This window comes from Streptomyces sp. NPDC000880 (assembly GCF_053599675.1).
On record NZ_JBSFMS010000098.1, the window covers coordinates 1 to 14,273 of the forward strand.

At 68.0% G+C, this 14,273-nt stretch carries 10 protein-coding genes; 2 read left to right on the plus strand and 8 right to left on the minus strand.

Going from position 1 to position 14,273, the window contains the following annotated elements; all coding sequences use genetic code 11:
- Positions 1-219: 219 nt before the first annotated feature.
- The gene (locus tag ACWDO5_RS26095; protein WP_450532794.1) at positions 220-1,053 is read left to right on the plus strand and encodes a slipin family protein; all 834 of its coding nucleotides are present in this window, start codon (positions 220-222) and stop codon (positions 1,051-1,053) included.
- A 139-nt stretch (positions 1,054-1,192) separates the two neighbouring features.
- On the plus strand, positions 1,193-1,516 hold the full coding sequence (locus ACWDO5_RS26100; RefSeq protein WP_450532795.1) for a hypothetical protein: 324 nt from the start codon (positions 1,193-1,195) through the stop codon (positions 1,514-1,516).
- Between the two features lie 22 nt (positions 1,517-1,538).
- On the opposite strand, the gene ACWDO5_RS26105 is transcribed toward ACWDO5_RS26100, so the two are convergent.
- The 8 genes from ACWDO5_RS26105 to ACWDO5_RS26140 form a co-directional block, all read right to left on the minus strand.
- Positions 1,539-4,082 (minus strand): ATP-binding protein, encoded by a 2,544-nt coding sequence (locus ACWDO5_RS26105; RefSeq protein WP_450532796.1) that lies wholly within the window; start codon positions 4,080-4,082, stop codon positions 1,539-1,541.
- A gap of 76 nt (positions 4,083-4,158) precedes the next feature.
- On the minus strand, positions 4,159-4,845 hold the full coding sequence (locus ACWDO5_RS26110; RefSeq protein WP_450532797.1) for a response regulator: 687 nt from the start codon (positions 4,843-4,845) through the stop codon (positions 4,159-4,161).
- A 115-nt stretch (positions 4,846-4,960) separates the two neighbouring features.
- A complete protein-coding gene (locus tag ACWDO5_RS26115; RefSeq protein WP_450532798.1) occupies positions 4,961-5,635 on the minus strand; it encodes a potassium-transporting ATPase subunit C in 675 nt (224 codons plus the stop codon).
- Positions 5,636-5,640: 5 nt separating this feature from the next.
- A complete protein-coding gene (kdpB, locus tag ACWDO5_RS26120; protein ID WP_450532799.1) occupies positions 5,641-7,788 on the minus strand; it encodes a potassium-transporting ATPase subunit KdpB in 2,148 nt (715 codons plus the stop codon).
- Complete coding sequence (gene kdpA / locus ACWDO5_RS26125) at positions 7,785-9,449, minus strand: potassium-transporting ATPase subunit KdpA (protein WP_450532800.1); 1,665 nt, start codon at positions 9,447-9,449, stop codon at positions 7,785-7,787. The genes kdpB and kdpA overlap by 4 nt, the downstream gene beginning before the upstream one ends.
- An 8-nt stretch (positions 9,450-9,457) precedes the next feature.
- The gene (gene kdpF, locus ACWDO5_RS26130) at positions 9,458-9,547 is read right to left on the minus strand and encodes a K(+)-transporting ATPase subunit F (protein ID WP_018845955.1); all 90 of its coding nucleotides are present in this window, start codon (positions 9,545-9,547) and stop codon (positions 9,458-9,460) included.
- A 303-nt stretch (positions 9,548-9,850) separates the two neighbouring features.
- Positions 9,851-10,447, minus strand: a complete 597-nt coding sequence (locus tag ACWDO5_RS26135; protein ID WP_450532801.1) for an NAD-binding protein — start codon at positions 10,445-10,447, stop codon at positions 9,851-9,853.
- Between the two features lie 8 nt (positions 10,448-10,455).
- Positions 10,456-12,984 carry an ATP-binding protein gene (locus ACWDO5_RS26140; RefSeq protein ID WP_450532818.1) on the minus strand — a complete coding sequence of 843 codons (2,529 nt, stop codon included), beginning with the start codon at positions 12,982-12,984 and terminating at the stop codon, positions 10,456-10,458.
- Between the last annotated feature and the right edge of the window lie 1,289 nt (positions 12,985-14,273).

The window sequence follows — 14,273 nt, forward strand, 5'->3', positions numbered from 1 at the left end:
CGGATACCACCTGCCTCCACGGCCACCGACCCGAAACCGGCTCAGAAACCGGTCAGAAGATCACTCTCAAACCACGCCGGTGGATCGAGGCTTAGGCCAACTGTGCCCACGGGCCCGACACGAAGATTTGACACGTTCCTGACGCCGTGTCTGGATCCGCTGCTCCCCTCACGCGCGTCTGACGTATGTCGAACCCACCTCATGAGGGAGTGCGTTGTCATGGATGCTGCTGTGGCCGGAGCCGTAATTGTCATCGTCTGCGTCCTGCTGGTGCTTCGCAGCGCAATGCGTGTGGTCAATCAGGTGGACCGCGGCGTCGTGTTCCGCTTCGGCAAAGCGCTGCCCGGCCATCGACAGCCCGGCATCACCTTTCTGATCCCCTTCGCCGACCGGATGCGGAGGGTGAACGTCCAGGTGGTGACCCTGCCGATCCCGACACAAGAGGGCATCACCCGCGACAACGTGTCGGTGAAGGTCGACGCCGTCGTGTACTTCCGGGTCACCGATCCCCAGCGTGCCACGATCGAGGTGCAGGACTATGTGTTCGCGGTGGGACAGGTCGCACAGTCCTCACTGCGTTCGATCATCGGCAAGAGCGATCTGGACGATCTCCTCTCGGACCGTGAACGGCTGCACGAGGGACTCGCCTTGATGATCGACAGCCCGGCGGCCGGCTGGGGTGTCCACATCGACCGGGTCGAGATCAAGGACGTACAGCTGCCGGAGTCACTGAAGCGGTCGATGTCGCGACAGGCCGAGGCGGAGCGCGAGCGGCGGGCCAGGGTGATCACCGCGGACGGCGAGTTCCAGGCGGCGCAGCAGCTCGCCAACGCGTCCCGGATCATGGCTGATACACCGGAGGCGATGCAGCTGCGGCTGCTGCAGACGGTGGTCGAGGTCGCCGCCGAGAAGAACTCCACACTCGTCATGCCCTTCCCTGTGGAGCTTCTCCGCTACTTCGACCGGGCCGCCCGCCAGTTCGACAAGGACACCGACGGGACGAAGGACGCTCCGGCCGGCCGCACCGAGGAGACGCCCGACCCCCGGGTGTAGCGGCGTCAGGGGACCAGCAGGACATACCGTCCGACCAGCGCACCGACACCAGACGGTCGGTGCTCACGGTCGCCTTGCGCCACACTCCGCGCGTGGCCAGCCAGCCTCCGCCCTGGCGACTCCTTGACGGCGGGCGGCCGTGTCAAGGAGCCGTCAACGCCGCCCTCTGCTGCAACTGCAGGGGTGCCGCTTCGAGTACGGAAATCTCATCGGCCACCCGCCGCGGCTGGAGCAGGACGGCGAGGTCGTCGTGGGACACGGACGCAGGGACGTCGAGCGGCACGGCTGGCCGGAAGGCGAGATCGAGCCTCGGGCCACCGCAAACGGACGCTACCTGGGACGGTTCATGCTCCAGCCGACGCCGGGGGTCGTAGCACCACTACAGGCGCGACTCGTGGCGGTGACGCTGGCCGACCAGGCCGGGGCAGCCCTCGACACAGCGGGACCGCTCCTGGACGCATGACGACACATGAGGAAGCCCTCCCTCATGACGTGATGGTGGCAGGGAGCTCCGGGCTGGCCGGTTTATGACCGGTTGCGAGGCGGAGGGAGAGCACCATGGTCATGCCTCCGCCGGGCGTGTCCTCGGCGGTGAGCGTGCCGCCCATCGCCTCCACGAATCCTCGGGCAACGGCGAGTCCGAGCCCGACGCCGGTGCCGCGCGGGGCGTCGCCGTAACGCTGGAAGGCCGCGAAGATGCGCTCCTTCGCCTCGTCCGGGACGCCCGGGCCGCGGTCCACCACTCGGACTTCGACGCGGTCGGCGATCGCGCTGGCCGACACCAGCACCGGCTCATCGTCGGGACTGTACTTCGCGGCGTTCTCGACGATGTTGGCAACGGCCCGCTCCAGCAGACCCCGGTCGACAGCGACCATGGGCAGCGTCTCGGGGATCTCCAGCTCGACCGACGTGTCCGGCACGCCGACGAGGGCGATGGGCACGACCTCGTCGAGGTCCGTCTCCCGGATCACGGGCGTGACCGTGCCCGTCTCCAGTCGGGACATGTCGAGCAGATTGCCGACCAGGTTGTCGAGCCGGTCGGTGCCGGCCTCTATGCCTTCCAGGAGCTCGGCCTGGTCCTCGTCGGACCACTCGACATCGTTCGAGCGCAGAGAGGTGACCGCGGCCTTGATGGCGGCGAGCGGTGTACGCAGGTCGTGACTGACCGCGGCAAGCAGCGACGTCCGGATCTTGTTGCCCTCGGCGAGCTTGCGGGCCTCCTCAGCCTCACCGACAAGGCGCTGCCGGTCGAGTACGACGGCGGCCTGGGCGGCGAAGGCGCCCAGTACGCGGCGGTCCTCGGCGGGCAGCACGCGCCCGGAGAGCGCCAGCGCCATGTGGTCGCCGATCGGCATGTCGACATCGGCGTCCTCGGGGCGGGAGACCGGTTCCCGCCCTACGCTGCACGCGCAGGTCCACGGGTCGACGTCGCTCTCGCGCTCCAGCAGAGCCACCGACTCCATCGAGAACGTCTCGCGGACCCGCTCGAGCAGCGCCTCCACGGTGGTCTCACCACGCAGCACACTCCCTGCCAGGAACGACAGCGTCTCCGACTCGGCACGCAGCCGGGCCGCCTGGTGCGTGCGGCGAGCGGCCAAGTCCACTACCGAAGCCACCGAGATCGCCACGCCCACGAAGATGACGAGTGCGACGAGATTCCTGGGGTCGGCGATCGTCAGCTGGTGGATCGGCGGCGTGAAGTAATAGTTCAGCAGCAGCGATCCGACAGCCGCGGACGCGAGCGCCGGAATGAGGCCGCCGAGCAGTGCGGCGGCCACGGTCAGCGACAGGAACAGCAACACGTCGTTGGCCAGCCCCACATCGGGGGCCACGCTGTTCAGGAGAAGAGTTAGCAGCGCAGGACCCGCGATGCCCACCAGCCACCCCCAGATGAGCCGCCATCTACCGAGCCTCGCCCCGCGAGGGATGGGTAGACCACGGCCCTGCCCGACCTCGCCGTGGGTGACGATGTGGACGTCGAGGTCGGGGCCGGACTCGCGGGCGACGGTGGCGCTGACGCCTGGTCCGAAGATGCTCTGCCACGAACGGCGGCGGCTGACGCCGAGCACGATCTGGGTGGCGTTCACGCCACGTGCGAAGTCGAGCAGGGCGGACGGGACGTCGTCGCCGATGACGTGGTGAAAGGTGCCGCCGAGGTCCTCGACGAGGGTCCGCTGGACCGCCAGCTCCTTGGGGGAGGCCGACGTCAAGCCGTCGCTGCGGGCGATGTAAACGGCGAGCACCTCGCCGCCGGCGCCCTTCTCGGCGAGCCGGACGGCACGACGGATCAGCGTGCGGCCCTCGGGACCGCCGGTGAGGCCCACGACGATGCGCTCGCGCGAGCCCCAGATCTTGGAAACCCGGTGCTCGGTCCGGTACTCCTGCAAGTACTCGTCGACGCGGTCGGCGACCCAGAGCAGCGCCAGCTCGCGCAGAGCGGTCAGATTGCCGGGGCGGAAGTAGTTGGACAGGGCAGCGTCGAGCTTGTCCGGCTTGTAGATGTTTCCGTGCGCCATCCGGCGGCGCAGCGCCTGCGGCGACATGTCGACGAGCTCGATCTGGTCGGCCCGTCGGACCACCTCGTCGGGGACGGTCTCCCTCTGCCGTACACCCGTTATCGACTCGACGACATCACCAAGCGACTCCAGATGCTGGATGTTGACGGTCGAGATGACATTGATCCCGGCGGCAAGGAGCTCCTCGACGTCCTGCCACCGCTTGGCGTTGCGCGAGCCCGGCACATTCGTGTGCGCCAGCTCGTCCACCAGGGCGACGGAGGGCCGGCGCTCCAGGGCCGCATCGACGTCCATTTCAGTGAAGACGGTGTCCCGGTACTCAATCTCGCGGCGCGGAACCTGTTCCAGACCGTGGAGCATGACCTCGGTACGCGGCCGGTCATGGTGCTCCACGAACGCCACGACGCAGTCGGTGCCACGCTCCGTTCGGCGGTGTGCCTCGGAGAGCATCGCGTACGTCTTGCCGACGCCGGGGGCCGCACCGAGGTAGATCCGAAGTTTGCCGCGTCCCATGGTTCCGATCTTCGTTGTCGAGGGGGCTGGTACCAGTGTCTCCACGATCCCAACGGAGTGCCGGACCGCGCAGACTTCACGTCTCGAAGCGGTATCCCATTCCGGGGGCGGTGATGAGATACCTGGGATGTGAAGGGTCTGCTTCGAGTTTGCGCCGCAGCTGAGCCATGTAGACACGGAGATAGTTGGCCTGCGTGCCGTAGGAGGGGCCCCACACTTCCTGCAGCAGTTGCTTCTGGCCGACGAGCCGCCCGCGATTGTGGATCAGTACTTCCAGCAGGTGCCATTCGGTCGGGGTGAGGCGGACGTCGCGCCCGTCGCGCTTGACCTTCTTCGCCAGCAGGTCGACGGTGAAAACCTCGGTTGTGACCATCACCGAATCTTCGGTGGACGACGCAGTCGCCATTTTTCGGCGGGCTGCGGCCCGCAGCCGGGCGAGCAGTTCGTCCATGCTGAAGGGCTTGGTGACGTAGTCGTCAGCACCTGCGTCGAGCGCCGCGACCTTCTCGTCCGAAGTCTGGCGGGCGGATACCACCACGATCGGCACTCGGGTCCAGCCGCGAAGCCCCTTGATCACGTCGATGCCGTCCATGTCGGGCAGGCCGAGGTCCAGCAGTACGACGTCCGGGAGGCGCGTGGCGGCCAGCCGAAGGGCGGTTCCTCCGTCGGGCGCGGAGTCCACCTCGTATTTGCGTGCCTTGAGATTGATCTCGAGAGCCCGTACGAGCTGGGGGTTGTCCTCCACCAACAGCACCCGGGTCATCGGCGTGCCGCCTTTCTGTCGTGCGCGAGGAGCGTGTCGTCATGAACTGGGGCGGGAGTCCGAGGCCCGGAATGTCTCCGAGGGCCTCGGACTCCCGCCCGCCGGCGTAAGACGATCACTTCTCGGTGAGTGCCTTCAGTGCGATGTTGAGCTTGAGGACGTTCACCGTGGGCTCGCCCATGAAACCGAGGATCCGGCCGTCGGTGTTCTCGTCGACGAGCTTCTCGACCTGCTTGACGTCGAGGTTGTTCTTCTCGGCGACCCGGTGGACCTGGATCTTGGCGTACTGAGGGGAGATGTCCGGGTCCAGCCCCGAGCCGGAGGAGGTGACGGCGTCGGCCGGCACGTCCGAGGGCTTGACCTTGTAGGTGGCCGTGGAGTTGTCCTTGACCACGGCGGCCTTGGCGTCGGTCACCCACTTGATCAGGTCCGCGTTGTCGCCGGACCGGTTGGTGGCGCCGGAAAGGATCAGCGAGTACTGCGTATTGACGCTGTTGGAGCCCAGGCCGTTGGACGGACGCGGCTGGAACCACGTCAGGTCCGGGACCGCCGCCTCCTCCGCGTCGTTCGGGTCCTTCTTCGGCAGGTTGTAGGTCTGGCCGATCAGCTCGGAGCCGACGACCTTGCCCTGGGACTTGATCTCGGAGCCGTTGGCCTTGTCGCTGAAGACGGCCTGGGCCACCCCGGTGACAGCGAGCGGATAGAGGACGCCCGTCACCACGCTCAGGACGAGGAGGGCACGCAGCGCCGCCACGACCAGCCGTGCCGTGCTGCTGACTGAGTTGTTCATGGCGATCAGCCGATTCCGGGGATGAGGGAGATGATCAGGTCGATGAGCTTGATGCCGATGAACGGTGCGATCAGGCCGCCCAGGCCGTAGATCCCGAGGTTGCGGCGGAGCATCTTGTCCGCGCTGGTCGGCCGGTACTGCACGCCCTTCAGGGCGAGCGGCACCAGCGCGATGATGATCAGCGCGTTGAAGACGACCGCGGACAGGATCGCCGACTCGGGCGACGCCAGCTGCATGATGTTCAGCTTGTCCAGGCCCGGGTAGACCACCGCGAACATCGCCGGGATGATCGCGAAGTACTTCGCGACATCGTTGGCGATGGAGAACGTCGTCAACGCGCCTCGGGTGATCAGGAGTTGCTTGCCGATCTCGACGATCTCGATCAGCTTGGTGGGGTTGGAGTCCAGGTCCACCATGTTCCCGGCCTCCTTGGCGGCCGAGGTACCGGTGTTCATCGCCACGCCGACGTCCGCCTGCGCGAGCGCGGGGGCGTCGTTGGTGCCGTCACCGGTCATCGCGACGAGCTTCCCGCCCGCCTGCTCGCGCTTGATCAGCGCCATCTTGTCCTCGGGGGTGGCCTCGGCGAGGAAGTCGTCCACACCGGCCTCTTCGGCGATCGCCTTGGCGGTCAGCGGGTTGTCACCCGTGATCATGACCGTCTTGATGCCCATCCGGCGCAGCTCGTCGAACCGCTCCCGCATGCCGTCCTTGACGACGTCCTTGAGGTGAATGACACCCAGGATCCGGGCACCCTCGTCGTCCTCGACGGAGACGAGCAGCGGCGTACCGCCGGCCTGCGAGATCTGGTTGGCGAGGGTGTCCGCGTCGTCCGGGACCTGACCGTTCTTCTCCTGGACCCAGGCGATCACGGAAGCCGTCGCGCCCTTGCGGACCTTCCTGCCGTCGACGTCCACACCCGACATCCGGGTCTGGGCGGTGAACGCCACCCACTCGGCGTGCGACAGCTCGCCCTGGTGGCGCTCGCGCAGCCCGTACTTCTCCTTGGCCAGGACCACGATAGAGCGGCCCTCGGGGGTCTCGTCGGCGAGCGAGGAGAGCTGCGCGGCGTCGGCGAGTTCGGCCTCGGTGGTGCCCGTGACCGGGAGGAACTCGGCGGCCTGGCGGTTGCCGAGGGTGATCGTGCCGGTCTTGTCGAGCAGCAGCGTCGACACGTCACCGGCGGCCTCGACGGCACGGCCGGACATGGCCAGCACATTGCGCTGGACCAGCCGGTCCATACCGGCGATACCGATCGCCGAGAGCAGTGCGCCGATCGTCGTCGGGATCAGACAGACCAGCAGCGCCACCAGCACGATCATCGTCTGCGGGGCTTCCGCGTATGTCGCGAAGGGCTGCAGGGTGACAACCGCGAGCAGGAAGACGATCGTGAGGGACGCGAGCAGGATGTTCAGCGCGATCTCGTTGGGCGTCTTCTGCCGGGCCGCGCCCTCGACCAGTTTGATCATCCGGTCGATGAAGGTCTCGCCGGGCTTCGTCGTGATCTTGATGACGATCCGGTCCGACAGCACCTTCGTACCGCCGGTGACCGCGCTGCGGTCGCCGCCCGACTCGCGGATGACCGGGGCCGATTCACCGGTGATGGCCGACTCGTCGACCGACGCCACACCCTCGACGACGTCACCGTCGCCGGGGATGATGTCACCGGCCTCGCAGACGACCAGGTCGCCGATGCGCAGCTCGGTGCCGGGCACCCGCTCCTCGACCTTGCCGTTGAGCCGCCGGGCGACCGTGTCGGTCTTCGCCCTGCGCAGGGTGTCGGCCTGCGCCTTGCCGCGCCCCTCGGCCACCGCCTCCGCCAGATTGGCGAAGATGGCGGTCAGCCACAGCCAGCCGGCGATCGCCCAGCCGAACCAGTCCGTCGGGTCCATGACCGCGAAGACCGTGGTCAGCACCGACCCGACCAGGACCACGAACATCACCGGGGACTTGATCATCACCCGGGGGTCGAGTTTCCTGACCGCGTCCGGGAAGGACTTGACCAGCTGCTTGGGATCGAACAGCCCCGCGCCGACCCGTCCGGCGTCAGGCTTGTGACCCGTGGGCACGTCGCTGTGAGGCGCCCGGGTCGGAGTGGCCGTGGACATGTCGTCCTCTTGCTTGTTTGCGTCGGTCTTCTTCACGTTGGTGGTCATGACGCCAGCCCTTCGGCGAGCGGGCCCAGCGCCAGGGCCGGGAAGTAGGTCAGACCGGTGATGATCATGATCGTGCCGACCAGCAGACCCGCGTACAGGGGCTTGTCGGTCCGCAGCGTGCCTGCGGTGGCGGGCACCGGCTTCTGCTCGGCGAGCGAACCCGCCAGCGCCAGGACAAACACGATCGGCAGGAACCGGCCGAGCAGCATCGCGAGACCGATCGTGGTGTTGAACCACTGCGTGTCCGCGTTCAGACCCGCGAAGGCCGAACCGTTGTTGTTGGCGCCCGAGGTGAACGCGTACAGGATCTCGGAAAAGCCGTGCGCACCACTGTTGGTCATCGAGTTCACCGGGGTCGGCAGGGCCATCGAGACGGCGGTGAAGCACAGCGCCAGCGCGGGGGTGATGAGGATGTAGCAGGCCGCCAGCTTGATCTCGCGGGTGCCGATCTTCTTGCCGAGGTACTCGGGCGTACGGCCCACCATCAGGCCCGCGATGAACACCGCGATGATCGCCATGATCAGCATGCCGTAGAGACCGGAACCCACACCACCGGGCGCGATCTCACCCAGCTGCATGCCCAGCATCGTGATGCCGCCGCCGAAACCGGTGAACGAGGAGTGGAACGAGTTGACCGCACCGGTCGAGGTAAGTGTCGTGGCCACGGCGAAGATCGAGGAGCCGCCGATGCCGAAGCGGGTCTCCTTGCCCTCCATGGCGCCGCCGGCGATGTCGAACGCCGGGCCGCCGTGGTGAAATTCGGTCCACATCATCACTGCGGTGAAGCCGATCCAGATGATGCCCATCGTGGCCAGGATCGCGTATCCCTGCTTCAGGCTGCCGACCATGCGGCCGAAGGTGCGAGTCAGGGCGAACGGGATGAGGAGGATCAGGAAGATCTCCAGCAGGTTGGAGATCGGATTGGGGTTCTCGAAGGGGTGGGCGGAGTTGGCGTTGAAGTAACCGCCACCGTTGGTGCCCAGCTCCTTGATGGCTTCCTGCGACGCCACGGCGCCGCCGTTCCACTCCTGCGAGCCGCCCATGAACTGGCCGACCCCATGGATGCCGGCGAAGTTCTGGATCGCACCGAGCGCGACCAGGACGATCGCAGTGACGACGGAGATCGGGAGCAGGATCCGGACCGTGCCACGCACCAGGTCGGCCCAGAAGTTGCCCAGCTCACCGGTGCGGGAGCGGGCGAAGCCCCGTACGAGCGCGACCGCGACCGCGATACCCACCGCGGCGGAGACGAAGTTCTGCACCGCCAGGCCGCCGGTCTGCACCACATGGCCCATGGCCTGCTCGCCGTAGTACGACTGCCAGTTGGTGTTCGCCACGAACGACGCGGCGGTGTTGAACGCCTGGTCCGGGTCGATCGAGGCGAAGCCGAGCGAACCGGGCAGGCTGCCCTGGACGCGCTGCAGCAGATAGAGGAAGAGGACACCGACCGCGGAGAAGGCCAGCACACCGCGCAGATACGCGGGCCAGAGCATCTCGGCGTTCGGGTTGGCGCCAATCGCCTTGTAGATCCACTTCTCGACGCGCAGATGCTTCGTCGAGGAGTAGACCCGGGCCATGTAGTCGCCCAGCGGACGGTACGCCAGCGCCAGCGCGGCTATCAGCGCGAGCAGCTGGAGCACACCGGCAAGAACGGGGCTCATATCTGTACTCAGAACCTCTCTGGCTTGACGAGGGCGAGGACGAGATAGCCCAGCAGGGCGACGGCGACGACCAGGCCGACGATGTTCTCGGCAGTCATAGCTTTGCCACCCCCTTGGCGACGAGAGCCACCAGCGCGAAGACCGCGATCGTGGTGACGACGAAGGCCACGTCGGCCATCGTGTGCTCCTAGATGAAGTGGGATGAGATGGGGATCGTTCGATGGGAACGAATAGAGGAAACCGCGTTTCAGCCACGGCTCGGCTTCCGTTGACGCATCCCTTACGGGCCCGGTGATCGTCTTAACGGATTCCCTACGCCTCACCGGCCGATCACAGGGGCCTGCGCCCCTGCGGGTGTGGCTGGACCCCGGTCATCAGCACATCCAGGCCTCGGCGGGTGGTTACCAGCACCACCCGATCACCCGCTCGCAGCACTCGCCCGTGCGGCGGGCGCCAGTCGAATCCTGGCCGGTCCAGCCGCAGCCGGCGAGCGTGTCCATCGAGGACGCGGCGAGCCGGGAAACGGTAGGGCCGACGGCCAGGACACGCCACTCGTGCTCCCGGAACGCCTCGTGGATCGAGCGCCCCTCCAGTTCCGGATGCCCGGCCACATCGACGACGGTGAAGAGCACAGAGCCACGCTCGACCGGCATCACGCCCAGCACGTGCCGGCCCATCATGGCTGCCGCGAACGACGGTGCTGCCAGTGCGGAGACGCTCCGGCTGCGGGTGAGCGCGTCGGGGTACGAGGCACGCATCGTGCGCGACACCGTAGCGGCGAAGTCATCGTCGTAAAGCCGCATCACCGCCCGGATCTGCGGGTTGATCTCGCGGGCGGCCATCACGATGTCGAGGTTCCCGCTGTCCTCGCGGGTGAGGACGAGCAGGGACTTGCTCTGCGGTATGCGGGCCTGCTCGAGGACGCCCGGGGCAACTGCGTCCTCCAGCAGCAGCGGGACACCGAGCCTCGGGTGGGCCGGGTTCCGCGTCGTACGCAAGTTCGGCGTCAGAGTTCCGTATGGACGTCCGTGCCGGTTCGTCCGGTGACGGTTTCGGCGAAAGGCAAGGACACGACCATGGTGAGACCCCCTCCTGGCGTGTCCTCGGGAGTGAGGGTGCCGTCCATGGCCTCGGTCAGGCCCCGGGCGAGGGCGAGGCCGAGGCCGACTCCGGTGGTGTTGTCGGTGTCCCCCAGCCGCTGGAACGGTTCGAAGATCCGCTCGCGGTCGGTGGGCGGGAGGCCGGGGCCCCGGTCGACGACGCGCACTTCGACGCGGCCGGCCAGCGCGCTCGCGGTCACCAGCACCGGGTGCTCGGGGGGTGCATATCGGGCGGCGTTGCTGACCAGGTTGTCGATCACGCGTTCCAGCAGCGGCGGGTCGGCCAGGACGGGCGGGATCTCCTCCAGGCCGCGGATCACGGGCGGCGGGGCTTCCGGGGGCAGCGAGTCCAGGGCGGAGGGCAGGATCTCCTCCAGGGTGGTGGCGCGCAGGCTCAGGGTGAGCGCGCCGGCCTCGAGCCTGCTCATGTCGAGCAGGTTGTCGATGAGCCGGCTGAGCCGGGCCATGGATTCGTCGGCAGTGGCGAGGAGTTCGTCCCGTTCCTCGTCCGTAAAGTCCACATCCGGGCTGCGCAGTGAGCCGACGGCCGCCCATCCGGCGGCCAGCGGGGTCCGCAGATCGTGGCTGACCGCCGCGAGCAGCGCGGTCCGCATCCGGTCGGCTGCCCTGACCGGTTCGATCGCGGCGGCGGCCTCGGCGAGCCGGCACCGTTCCACGGCGGCGGAGACGTGGGCGGCGAAGGCGGCAAGGACTCTGCGTTCGGATGAGGGGAGCGTGCGGCCACGCAGCAGGAGGAAAAGGCCGGGGCCCACGGACACCTGAGTGGCCCCTGGGTCGTCCACCTGCTCCTCGACGAGGTCAGCGGAGTCCATCCCGAACGTCTCCTGCGTACGGGTCAGCAGTGCCGGTATCGCCTGGTCACCGCGGACAATGGACCCGGCGAGCAAGGACAGGGTCTCCGCCTCGGCCGTGGCCCGGGCGGCGCGCCGGGACAGTCTCAGGGACCGGTCCACGGTCGCGGCCACCGTACCTGCGACGACAGCGAAGACGCCGAGCGCGAGCATGTTGTCGGGGTCGCTGAAGGTGAACTCGCCGACCGGCGGTATGAACCAGTAATCGAGCAGCAAGGACGCGGTCAGGGCGGCGATCAGGGCGGAGACGACCCCGCCGATGCAGGCGACACCCATCACGGTCACGAGGAAGAGCAGGGCCTCGCTGGTCAGGTTGAAGGTGCCGCGGACCCGGTCCAGAAGGAAGGTGAGCAGGACAGGCAGAAGCAGGCCTGCCACGGGTCCTGCGACGAGTCGTGAGGTGGGCAGCGTACGCCGTCGCGACGGCAGTAGCCGGCCGCGCCCCGCGCGTTCGTGCGTGACGATGTGGACGTCGATGTCGGCGGAGAGTGCGACGGTCGTCTCGCCGATGCCGAGCCCCGTGACGAAGCGTTCGAGGCGGCCGCGCCGACTGGTGCCGAGGACGAGCTGGGTGGCGTTCTCGGCGCGGGCGAACTCCACCAGCGCGGTGGGCACATCATCGCCGACGACCGAGTGGTAGCTGCCGCGGAGGCTCTCGACAAGATGCCGCTGACGAGCGAGTGCGGAGTGCGAAGTGCCGCCGGCGAGACCGTCACTGCGTACGACGTGGACGGCGAGCAGCTCGCCGCGGGCCGAGCGGGCGGCGATACGGGCGGCACGGCGGATCAGCGTCTCGCCCTCCGGACCGCCGGTCAGCGCGACCACGACCCGCTCTCGAGTCTCCCACACACCCCCGATGCCGTGCTCCGAGCGGTACTTCTGCAGGGCCTCGTCGACCCGGTCGGCCACCCACAGCAGCGCGAGTTCGCGCAGCGCGGTGAGATTCCCGGTCTGGAAGTAGTTGGCGAGCGAGGCGTCGATCTTCTCGGGCGGGTAGATGTTTCCGTGCGCCATCCTGCGGCGCACCGCCTCCACCGGCATGTCCACGAGCTCGATCTGGTCGGCGCGGCGTACGACGTCGTCGGGGACCGTCTCGTGCTGCGGCACCCTGGTGATCTTCTCGACGACATCGTTGAGTGACTCGAGGTGCTGGATGTTGATGGTGGTGACGACATCGATGCCGACGGCGAGCAGTTCCTCGACGTCCTGCCACCGCTTGGCGTTGCGACAGCCGGGCACGTTGGAGTGGGCGAGTTCGTCGACGAGCACCACCTGGGGACTCCGCCGCAGCACCCCATCGACGTCGAGCGCGGGGTACGTTCGGCCCCGGTAGTCCCGCCCGGCCCGGTCCAGGACCTCCAGCCCGTCGAGCATCTCCTCGGTGTGCTTCCGGCCGTGACACTCCGCGTAGCCCACGACGACGTCGGTACCGCGTTCGGCCCTGCGCCGGGCTTCGTCGAGCATCCGGTACGTCTTGCCGACGCCGGTGGCCGCGCCGAGGAAGACCTTGAGCTTTCCCGGACGCGTCGTGGGCGCGGCGCCCGGCGGTTCGTCGAGCTTCAGAACTTCTCCGGGTTGATCAGAGCGGCCACCAGGTAGCCGACCAGGCTGACGGCGACGATGAGCCCGACGACATTCTCCACACCCATACGCGATCAACTCTCCTTGTACGCACGTAGCTTGAGGCAGACGGGTTGGGGTATACGCAACCGCGCCCCGGCCGGGGCGCACAGCCACCTTGACGGCTCTCTGGTGCCGCTCGTGCTGATGCTGACACCGTCTTGACGTGTTCCATACGGACTCAACGATCGAGTCGAACGCGTCGCGGCGGGCGACCCGCAGCTGCTCCACGGAGGTGGTGAGGAGCTGGACGCCGAGGACGAAGGCTGTCAGGGCGCAGACGGTCGCGGCCAGCAGGGCCGGGTTGAGGATGCGGTGGAAGCGTCGGGCGACGTACCACTGGAGGAAGACGAGGACGGCGAGCAGCACAATGCCCAGCGCGAGCAGCACGCCCGTCCGGCCGGCGAGGTAGGAGCGCTCGGCCGCGTAGGCCGATTCGAAGGCTTCGTCGTTGGCTTCGACGAGCTGCCGCGCCTCGGGCAGGAGCCTCCCGGCAAGGAGATCGGTGGCATCGCGGTAGTCGGCGAGGGCGTCCGCCGCGCCGCCCTCCCGTGCCGCGTTCTCCAGCGCGCGTCCGAGCAGCTCCTGGTAGCGGGCGAAGTCGTTGGTGAGGGACTCGACGGTCCGCTGTGCCTCCGGGTCGCCCTCAGCGGCGACGGCGAGCGTGCGCAGTTCCCGGCTGATGGTGCGCCGGGCGTCATCGTAGAGGGCGGTGGCCTTGTCGTACGGGACGGTCATCCGTCCCCGGCCCGCATCGCCTCCGGACAGAAGGATGTTGGCGGCCTGCGCGTCCAGGTCGTTGAGCGCGAGATTGAGTCCCGCGGCGCTCACGGTCTGCGGGGCGTGATGACCCGCCACCCGGTCCCACGTGCCGGAGGCGGCGAGCCCGGCCACGAGGAGCAGTCCGGCACACGCGGCGATGGCCAGGAGGATCGCGGAGCGCAGCAGGCGTAAACCGGGCGGGCGGTCTTCCAGCAGTGACGGTCACTCGCCGTCGATGTCATCACGCTTGACGCGTTCCTGATGCGAGCCACTGGAAAGACGTCAAGGACGCGCAAGTTTGTACAGCAACAGGCCCTTTGGGCCCGGCCTGGGCACTAGATTCCTGCCCGGCTGCCGGAGACCGCGGACGTCAGTGGCATGACAGAGATCCGGCCGAGTCCATCGGTCAGGTCTCCGGCGGACGAGTCGCGGCGGTGCCTCGTCACCATGCCGACGCGAGCCGCCTTGCC

Coding starts and splice junctions, on each gene's coding strand:
- ACWDO5_RS26095 (WP_450532794.1), top strand. CDS start 220: ATGGATGCTGCTGTGGCCGGAGCCGTAATTGTCATCGTCTGCGTCCTG.
- ACWDO5_RS26105 (WP_450532796.1), bottom strand. CDS start 4,082: ATGGGACGCGGCAAACTTCGGATCTACCTCGGTGCGGCCCCCGGCGTC.
- ACWDO5_RS26110 (WP_450532797.1), bottom strand. CDS start 4,845: ATGACCCGGGTGCTGTTGGTGGAGGACAACCCCCAGCTCGTACGGGCT.
- ACWDO5_RS26115 (WP_450532798.1), bottom strand. CDS start 5,635: ATGAACAACTCAGTCAGCAGCACGGCACGGCTGGTCGTGGCGGCGCTG.
- kdpB (WP_450532799.1), bottom strand. CDS start 7,788: ATGACCACCAACGTGAAGAAGACCGACGCAAACAAGCAAGAGGACGAC.
- kdpA (WP_450532800.1), bottom strand. CDS start 9,449: ATGAGCCCCGTTCTTGCCGGTGTGCTCCAGCTGCTCGCGCTGATAGCC.
- kdpF (WP_018845955.1), bottom strand. CDS start 9,547: ATGACTGCCGAGAACATCGTCGGCCTGGTCGTCGCCGTCGCCCTGCTG.